The 8,186-nt window shown below is 72.9% G+C and carries 6 protein-coding genes and 1 pseudogene; 2 read left to right on the top strand and 5 right to left on the bottom strand.

Annotation, left to right across the window (positions count from 1 at the left end; genetic code table 11):
• Nucleotides 1–227: 227 nt before the first annotated feature.
• Nucleotides 228–1,409, top strand: a complete 1,182-nt coding sequence (locus AB0H87_RS33875; protein ID WP_360155137.1) for a helix-turn-helix domain-containing protein — start codon at nt 228–230, stop codon at nt 1,407–1,409.
• A 202-nt stretch (nt 1,410–1,611) separates the two neighbouring features.
• On the opposite strand, the gene AB0H87_RS33870 is transcribed toward AB0H87_RS33875, so the two are convergent.
• A complete protein-coding gene (locus tag AB0H87_RS33870) occupies nt 1,612–2,442 on the bottom strand; it encodes a cyclase family protein (protein ID WP_360155134.1) in 831 nt (276 codons plus the stop codon).
• A 179-nt stretch (nt 2,443–2,621) separates the two neighbouring features.
• On the opposite strand from AB0H87_RS33870, the gene AB0H87_RS33865 reads away from it, so the two are divergent.
• On the top strand, nt 2,622–5,312 hold the full coding sequence (locus tag AB0H87_RS33865; protein WP_360155131.1) for a cellulose binding domain-containing protein: 2,691 nt from the start codon (nt 2,622–2,624) through the stop codon (nt 5,310–5,312).
• Nucleotides 5,313–5,353: 41 nt separating this feature from the next.
• Here the strand turns inward: AB0H87_RS33865 and AB0H87_RS33860 are convergent, their stop codons facing one another.
• The 4 genes and pseudogenes from AB0H87_RS33860 to AB0H87_RS33845 form a co-directional block, all read right to left on the bottom strand.
• A complete protein-coding gene (locus AB0H87_RS33860; protein WP_360155128.1) occupies nt 5,354–6,268 on the bottom strand; it encodes a hypothetical protein in 915 nt (304 codons plus the stop codon).
• Nucleotides 6,269–6,272: 4 nt separating this feature from the next.
• Nucleotides 6,273–6,653, bottom strand: coding sequence for a peptidase inhibitor family I36 protein (locus AB0H87_RS33855; protein WP_360155125.1), 381 nt, complete (start codon nt 6,651–6,653; stop codon nt 6,273–6,275).
• 168 nt (nt 6,654–6,821) lie between these two features.
• Nucleotides 6,822–7,670 carry a GNAT family protein gene (locus AB0H87_RS33850; RefSeq protein ID WP_360155122.1) on the bottom strand — a complete coding sequence of 283 codons (849 nt, stop codon included), beginning with the start codon at nt 7,668–7,670 and terminating at the stop codon, nt 6,822–6,824.
• A pseudogene (locus tag AB0H87_RS33845) lies at nt 7,636–8,186 on the bottom strand (hypothetical protein); the annotation flags it as partial. The pseudogene AB0H87_RS33845 and the gene AB0H87_RS33850, both read right to left, overlap by 35 nt.

Below are 8,186 nucleotides of genomic sequence, written 5' to 3'. Positions count from 1 at the left end.
CGCTCCCCCTTCTTGGTGGCCCCCTCTTGGTTCCTTGCCCCCGCCGGGGGGGCCCCGGCGGTGCACCGCACACCAGCTCTACGAACGGCCGCACCCAGATACGACACCATCCCCGGAAAAGGTCACGACCGGGGGACGCGCGATCGTGACCGGCCGGCGCTACCGTGGCTGGTGCGGTCGCGCTGTAGCGGCCGCCACCTCGCCTGCTACCGAGGTGGTGTCTCGGGATGAGTCGACCAGCGGCGGAGCCGGCGTTCGCCGAGCTGCTGCGCCGCCTGCGCGTCGAACGTGGCCTTTCCTTACGCGCGCTCGGCGCGGCGACGCACCGGGCGAAGTCTCACCTGCATGATCTTGAGACCGGCCGAAAGACACCGACAGCTGAGGTCGCCGAACACCTCGACCGCGCCCTCGGCGCCGGCGGCCGGCTGGCCGAGCTCGGCCCGGCACCGACGCCGTCCATCGTCGACCCGACCGACGATGAGGAGGCCGCGGTCGAGCTGCTCCAACGCGTCGAGGCGTCTGACGTCAGCGCGGAGACCCTTGATCGCATCGAGACGGCCGTCGACCGGCTCGCCGTCGCCTACCCGACCACCGCACCGGCTGTGCTGCTCGTCGCCGCTCGCCGTCACCTCGGCTACGTTGCCGCCCTGCTCGATGGCCGGGCGACCCTGCGCCAGCGGGAACGGCTGATCGTGGCGGGATCGTGGCTGTCGCTGCTGGCCGCGACCCTCCAGATCGACCTGTCGCGCTCCGGCCCGGCACGGGCAAACCTCGTCACCGCGGCGTCGCTGGCGGCCGAAGCGGGACACGACGAGCTCTCGGGGTGGTGCCTGGAGACCAGGGCATGGGCAGCGCTGACCGCCGGCAACCACACCCGCGCGCTCGAGCTGGCCTGCCAGGCGCAGTCGGTCGCGCCGGACGGCAGTTCCGCGCACATCCAGGCGACCGCGCAGGAGGGGCGGGCGCACGCACGCCTGCGTGACCGGCGTGCCACCCGCGAGGTCCTCGACCGGCTGGAGGCGCTCACCTCGTCGCTGCCGGTCCCGGACCAGCCCGAGCATCACTACCGCTACGACCCGGACAAAGCGCTGGCCTACACCGCCACGACGCTGGCGTGGGCAGGTGACCCGGGTGCCGAGGCGTACGCCCGGGCGGTGGTCGAGGGACTCACCGCGGACCGCCGGGCCCGGCGGGCCGAGATGGCGCGGCTCGACCTGGGCCTGGCCCTGATCAACGCTGGCCGGCCGGACGAGGCCTCGGCGATGGCGCAGCAGTCGATCGCGTCCGGGTGGCTGGTCCCGTCGAACTGGTGGCGGGCAACGGAAGTGCTCTCCGGCGTCGAGGCAGCCGGCATCCGCGAGGCCGTCGACCTGCGCGAGGTGTACGAGGCGCACCGGCCGCCCCGGTAGGAACTGGCGGACAGTGCCGCGAGGCTGGCGGACAGTCAGCATCTTCTCGTTCACGTCCCGTACACGCAACGCTACGACTACGGGCACGGCGGTCGCCGCTTTCCCCCACAGCACGGCTGGCGGCGGCGCGCGCCGTCGTCGGCGACCGGTGAAGGGCTGGCGGCCTGCCCGACCCTTCACCGGGTTGCGGCCGATCGATGGGTTACCAGGTCGCGAAGATGCGGGCCTGGCCGCCTGAGCCGCCCTCGTACGGGATCAGGCCGACCATGACCGTCGCGCCGTGTTTGGGGATGCGGTGCAGGTTCGCGACGTTCTCCACGCCGTAGCGGTCCGCGCCCAGGAGCAGCAGGTGGGTGTCGAAGGTGGCCGACGTGCCCGGGTCGATGCTCAGCGTGTCGACACCGAGGCTGCGGATGCCGCGGCGGCGCAGCAGCCACTCGCACGCGTCCGTGCTGAAGCCCGGGAAGTGCAGCGTGCCCGCCGCGTCCGTGCCGCGGTAGGCGTCCGGGTCGCCGACCTTCGCGCCCCAGCCCGAATACATGAAGACCGCTGCGCCGCGGGGGATGCGGTCGTAGCGGCGTTCGTACGCCAGCAGGTCGTCGACCGTCACCGTCGTGTCGGGGTCCCGGGCCGCGCGGCGCGCGATGTCGATCACCGCGACCGGGGCGACCAGCTCGTCGATCCGGATCTCCGTGGCCAGCCGGCCGCCGCTGACGAAGTGCCCGGGCGCGTCGACGTGCGTGCCGTAGTGCTCCAGGATCCGCCACTCCTGCATGTAATACCCATCGTTCTCGATGGTCACGAAGGTCCGCCGAGACGGCTCCTCCCCCGGTGTGAACGCCGGGAACGAGGTCGTGAGCGGATAGGTCAGGTCCGCGAGGCCGCCGCGGCCGCGACCGGACGCGTGGGCCGAGCCTGCGGGCAGCGCGGCGCCGGCGGCGACCATGGCGCCGCCGAACAGGGCCGCACGCCGCGTCACCGCGCCGGCCCGGGAGGTGGTGGTCTGCGATGGACACTCCTGCGTAGTGCACATGTCGACCATCACACCATTGACACGCCCCGATAGCACGTGTGAATCTCGGCGCGAGGCCGAGCGCGGGAGTTGGGCCGGGGTGCGGCGCCAGGGCAGGGTGCGCCGCACGATCCCGTTCCGCTCCGTCCGCGCCGGTCGTGGGCCTCCGCTGTGCGCGACACGCACACCGAGAGGTAGACATGCGATCAACCCGCACCTGGGGGCCGGCCATCGCCGCAGCCGTGCTGGCCGCGGCGGCCGCCCTCACCGTCCTGGCGCCGGCACCGGCGCTCCAACCCGTCGCCGCGCCGAGCGACGCGTACAACTGGCGTAATGTCCGGATCGACGGCGGTGGCTTCGTGCCCGGAATCGTCTTCAATCCCGGGCAGCGCGACCTGATCTACGCCCGGACCGACATCGGCGGTGCCTACCGCTGGAACGCGAGCGCCGGGTCGTGGACGCCGCTGCTCGACTGGGTCGGCTGGGACCGCTGGGGGTGGAACGGCGTGCTCAGCATCGCCGCCGACCCCGTGCAGACCAACCGGGTGTACGCCGCCGTCGGCATGTACACCAACAGCTGGGATCCGAACAACGGGGCGATCCTGCGCTCCACCGACCGGGGCACCACCTGGTCCGCGTACCAGCTGCCGTTCAAGGTCGGTGGCAACATGCCCGGGCGTGGCCAGGGCGAACGGCTCGCCGTCGACCCCAACGACGGGCGCGTCGTCTACTACGGCGCCGAGGGCGGCAACGGGCTGTGGCGCAGCACGGACTACGGCGTCTCGTGGTCGCGGGTGACCGCGTTCCCGAACGCCGGCAACTACGCGCAGGACCCGTCGGATCCCAACGGCTACCTGACCGGCAACCAGGGCGTGACGTGGGTCGAGTTCGACCAGTCGACGGGGTCGGCCGGCTCGCCGACGCGGACCATCTACGTCGGGGTCGCCGACAAGCAGAACCCGGTCTACCGCTCGACGGACGCCGGCGCGACCTGGCAGCGGATTCCGGACCAGCCGACGGGTTACCTCGCGCACAAGGCGGTCATCGACCCGGCCGGCGGCTTCCTCTACATCGCGACCAGCGACACGGGCGGGCCGTACGACGGTGGCAAGGGTGACGTCTGGAAGCTGTCCCGGTCGACCGGCGCGTGGACGCGGATCAGCCCGGTCCCGTCGACGAGCACCGACGCCTACTACGGCTACAGTGGACTGACGATCGACCGGCAGAACCCGGGAACGCTGGTGGTGGCCACGCAGATCTCGTGGTGGCCCGACGTCATCTTCTTCCGCACGCGCGACGGTGGTGCCACCTGGTCCCGCGTGTGGGACTACAACGGATATCCCAACCGGGTCAACCGCTACACGATGGACATCTCCGCGAACCCGTGGCTGGACTTCAACACGGCGCCCTCGGCTCCGGAGCAGACGCCGAAGCTCGGCTGGATGACCGAGTCGCTGGAGATCGACCCCTTCAACTCCGACCGCATGTTGTACGGCACCGGCGCCACTGTCTACGCGACCACCAACCTGACCGCGTGGGACACCGCGAGCGGCACGTTCACGGTCCGGCCGATGGCCCGTGGGCTGGAGGAGACCGCGGTGCTCGACCTGGTCAGCCCGCCGTCCGGCGCACCGCTGGTCAGCGCGCTCGGTGACATCGGCGGCTTCCGCCACGACGACCTGACCGCGGTGCCGGCGTCCTTCCACGACACCCCGAACCTGGGCAGCAACACGAGCCTGGACTACGCGGAGGCGAACCCGTCCGTCATGGTCCGGGTGGGCAACGGCGACAAGGCGGCGAACCCGAACCTGAACCGGATCGGGATCTCGACGGACGGCGGCCGCACGTGGTACCAGGGTCAGGAGCCGGGCGGCGTGACCGGCGGCGGCACCGTGGCGCTGTCGACGGACGCGGGCGCGGTGGTGTGGAGCCCCGCGGGCGCCGGGGTGCATTATTCGACGAGCCGCGGTTCGTCGTGGACCCAGTCGTCGGGCATTCCCGCCGGCGCGCAGGTCGAGGCGAGCCGGACCAACGCCGCCCGGTTCTTCGGGTACGCGGCCGGGCGCGTCTATGCCAGCGCGGACGGCGGGCGCACGTTCACCGGCGGCGCGTCCGGCCTGCCGGACGACGGGAAGCTGCGCACGGTCGGTGGGGACGTCTGGGTCGCCGGGTCGGCCGGTCTCTACCGCTCGACCGACAACGGGGCGACGTTCGGCCGGCTCGCGTCGGTGACGAGCGCGGTCAACGTGGGCTTCGGCAAGGCGGCGCCGGGTCGCGCGTACCCGGCGGTCTTTTTGGTCGGCACCGTCGACGGCGTCCGTGGCGTGTTCCGCTCGGACGACACCGGCGCCTCGTGGGTGCGGATCAACGACGACCAGCACCAGTACGGCAACGCGGGCGAGGCCCTGACCGGCGACCCGCGCGTGTTCGGCCGGGTCTACCTGGGCACGAACGGCCGCGGCATCCTGGTCGCGGACCGCACGGGCCCGGAGCCGACCGCGGGCCCGACGTCCTCCCCCACGGCGACCCCGACGTCGACGCCGACCACGGGCCCGACCTCGACGCCGACGACCGGCCCGACGACGGGACCGGGCGGTTGCTCGGCGACGTACCGGGTGACGGGTTCGTGGCCGGGCGGCTTCCAGGGTGAGGTGACGGTCCGCAACACGGGCAGCAACCCGACCTCGACGTGGGCGGTGACCTGGAGCTATCCGGACGGCCAGCGCATCAGCCAGCTCTGGGGCGGCGACTACGCCCAGTCGGGCGCCGCGGTGACGGTCCGCAACACGACCTGGAACGGCGTGCTGGCGCCGAACGCGACGGCGACGTTCGGCTTCCTCGGCAGCGGCAGCGCCGCGACGCCGGCGCCGGTGGGCTGCCAGCGCACCTGAGTCGGCCGGGCCCGGGGTGCGCCAGCAATGCGCCCCGGGCCTCAGCTCGGCGCCGAGGGACCGACGATCTCCCGCGCGGCGGCGACAGCCTTCTCCCGGGCCGTCCTCATCGATGTGACCGCGGCCGGCGTCGGCGTCTCGGCGGTGCGCTGCGCCGCCACGACCGCGTCCCACAGTCCACTGTCTCGTTGGCAGTCCGCGTCGGTGATGGCCGTCTCGTGTTCGAGGCGCAGGGCCGTCGGCAGGTCGGCCTTCGCCAGGGCGGTGTCGACCGCCTTGCGCGGCTCGGCGGGGCTGTCGAAGTCGCGCCCGTCGTCGGCCATGCAGTCGCGCCACCGGGCCACGGCCGCGCGAACCTCGGCGTCCTGCCAGACCTTGGCGACCACTGTGTTGACCGCCACCTCGGCGGTCAGCCGGATGCGGTCCCAGTCGGCGCCGAACAGGTCGTGGCGGGCGAGTGTCACGCAGGCGTCGGAGCGATAGGTGAACACGTTTCCGTCCACCTCGATCGTCGCCTCGCGGCCGGGTGTGCCCAGCAGCGCCCTGTCCCACGCCCGCGCCTGTTCGGCGGTCATCGCCGACCGCGCGGCGTCGTTGGCACCCGGCGGAGCCGACGCGCCCTGGACCCGGCGCTCACCCATCCCGTAGCCGTGCAGCCGGGCCTCCTGGGGGCCGATCAGGCCGTAGATCGCGGCACCGGACTGTTCCGGAGCCGGGTCGGCCCGGCGTTCGGGGACGTAGCGCATCCCCCGCCCGTGCATGCAGTCCGCGACCAGCGACTCCTCGGCCGCGGCGTACAACTGCTGCTCCACCGTCGGGATGTGTGCGGCCCCGCCGAACGGCCACGCAACGTCGGGTTGCGCGTGGCCGGACGCGTCGCCGCATCCGGCCACCAGCGCGACCGACGCCGCCAGGACGACCGCGGTCGTCCGGAGGTGACGTGCGCCGTGTCTCATGGCATCAGCACCAGCGGTTGGACGCGACGTTCTTGTAGAACGGCGGGTTCTGCGTGTTGAGGTTGCCGTAGCCGGTGCCCCGCGGCAGGTACACGCTCGTGCCGGTGTAGTTGAGGCCGTTCCAGATCGTCACGCCGCACGAGGCGCCGTTGTTGAAGATGGACACGGCGTTGTCGAACGACGGGTACTGGAGCAGGTTGGTGTTGTTGCCGGACACCCGTCCCGGCGTCGCGTTGTAGTTGGTCGCCTGGAACGCGCACAGGTAACCGCTCCCGCACTCGGCCAACGACGCGCTGGCCGGACTCGCTGACACGCCGACCAGTCCGCCGGCCACGGCCGTCGCGGCCGCGCCCAGCGTCAGTGCCCTCGCTCCCCGAACCTTCATCGCTGTTCTCCCTCCTCGGCCCGCGCCGGTCGGCGCCGCCTCGATGGCCCGGACGCTATCGACGCTCTTCGCTACCGGAACCCCACCGTGAGACCGGCGGCCGGAGTCCGCGCTGACCTGCGGATCCGGGCCGGGCGCGGCGCGGAGCGGCAACACCGGCGGCAGCTTTCAGTCGGGTCGGTAGATGGCGCAGAGGTGCTTGTCCCAGTACCGCCCGGCGTAGAAGTCGTGGTCGCGCAGGACGCCTTCGACGGTGAACAGGCGCCCCGCGCCGCTGCTGACCAGCTCCCAGTTGAAGCCCGGCACCTCCAGGTAGAGCTTGCGCAGCGGGAAGGTGTGGAACAGGTAGCGCACGAAGAGCGCGGTCGCGCCCGCCGGCAGCCCGGTGCCGGCGTACTCGGGGGCGAAGACCGCACCGATCTTGGCGTGGCCGTGTGCCAGGTCCGCGTCGTAGGCGACGACGAGACCCGCGGGCGCCCCTTCGGCGGTGGTACGGGCGACCAGCTGCACCAGCACGCGCCCCCACAGGTCGGCCGCGAACCGCTCCGGTGGTGGCGGGTTCCCGCGGTAACGCCAGCGGTAGGAGACGTCGGGATGGGTGGCCAGCGTGTATAGGAAGGGCAGGTCGCCCTCCTGGATCGGGGTCAGCAGGAAGGCCGCGTCGGCCAGCACCGGTGCCAGCGGGTCCTGTGGCCGTCCCCGCCCCATGGAGGTGACGCCGTTGGCCGCCGCGGTCGGCCCGTCCGGCACGACGACGACCGACAGCCCTGGCCGTTGCCCAGCGCGGGCGACCAGGTCGAGGACCTGACCGATCCGCTGCAGGCCGCTCCGGTCGGTGCTGGTGACCCCGCGCCCCTGCAGCCAGGCGAGCAGGCTCAGCATGTCGAGGCTGTCGAGCGTCAGGTCGTCGGTGAGCCTGGCCGCGTCCGGCAGGTCGGCGGGATCGCGGTCGAGGGCGGCGGCCAGGTCGCGCCGCCACTCCTCACGGGTGTCGGATGCTGATGCGACTGTCGTCATCGGATGGCCTTCCCGGTGCGGTGAGCGTGCCGGCGAGCAACCGGCTACGGATCTCGTGGCGGCGCAGCTTTCCGGACGAGGTGCGGGCCAGGCCGCCGGGGGGCACGACGGCGACGTGGCGCGGCGTGAGCCCGATGCCGGCGGTCACCGCGGCGCGTACGTCCGCGCGGAGCTGCTCGGCCGCGGCGGGGTCGGCCCAGGTCGGCGACTCGACGACCACCGCCAGCCGGTCGGTCGCGCCGTCGCCGGGGATGCCGAACGCGGCCGCCGCACCCGCGCGGACCCGCGGGACCTCGGCGGCGAGCGCCTCGACGTCCTGCGGATGGATGTTGCGGCCGCCGGCGAAGAGCAGGTCGGCGGCGCGGCCGCAGACGACCAGCTCACCGTCGGTGAGATAGCCGAGATCGCCGGTGCGCAGCCAGCGGCCGGGCGCCGCGGGCGGCGTACCCCAGTAGCCGTCCGTGACGCCGGGTCCCGCGACCTCGACGTGGCCGACCTGGCGTTCGCCCGCCTCCC

Origin of the sequence: Asanoa sp. NPDC050611, from assembly GCF_040654855.1 — a bacterium.
In the GTDB taxonomy this organism is placed as follows: domain Bacteria; phylum Actinomycetota; class Actinomycetes; order Mycobacteriales; family Micromonosporaceae; genus Asanoa.
The sequence above is the reverse complement of the archived record's forward strand: the minus strand, read 5'-3'. Positions and strand labels throughout refer to the sequence as shown.

Bases quoted from the DNA above. Each gene is read 5' to 3' on its own strand.
- AB0H87_RS33855 (WP_360155125.1), bottom strand. From the start codon at position 6,653: ATGAAGGTTCGGGGAGCGAGGGCACTGACGCTGGGCGCGGCCGCGACG.
- AB0H87_RS33870 (WP_360155134.1), bottom strand. From the start codon at position 2,442: ATGTGCACTACGCAGGAGTGTCCATCGCAGACCACCACCTCCCGGGCC.
- AB0H87_RS33875 (WP_360155137.1), top strand. From the start codon at position 228: ATGAGTCGACCAGCGGCGGAGCCGGCGTTCGCCGAGCTGCTGCGCCGC.
- AB0H87_RS33850 (WP_360155122.1), bottom strand. From the start codon at position 7,670: ATGACGACAGTCGCATCAGCATCCGACACCCGTGAGGAGTGGCGGCGC.
- AB0H87_RS33865 (WP_360155131.1), top strand. From the start codon at position 2,622: ATGCGATCAACCCGCACCTGGGGGCCGGCCATCGCCGCAGCCGTGCTG.
- AB0H87_RS33860 (WP_360155128.1), bottom strand. From the start codon at position 6,268: ATGAGACACGGCGCACGTCACCTCCGGACGACCGCGGTCGTCCTGGCG.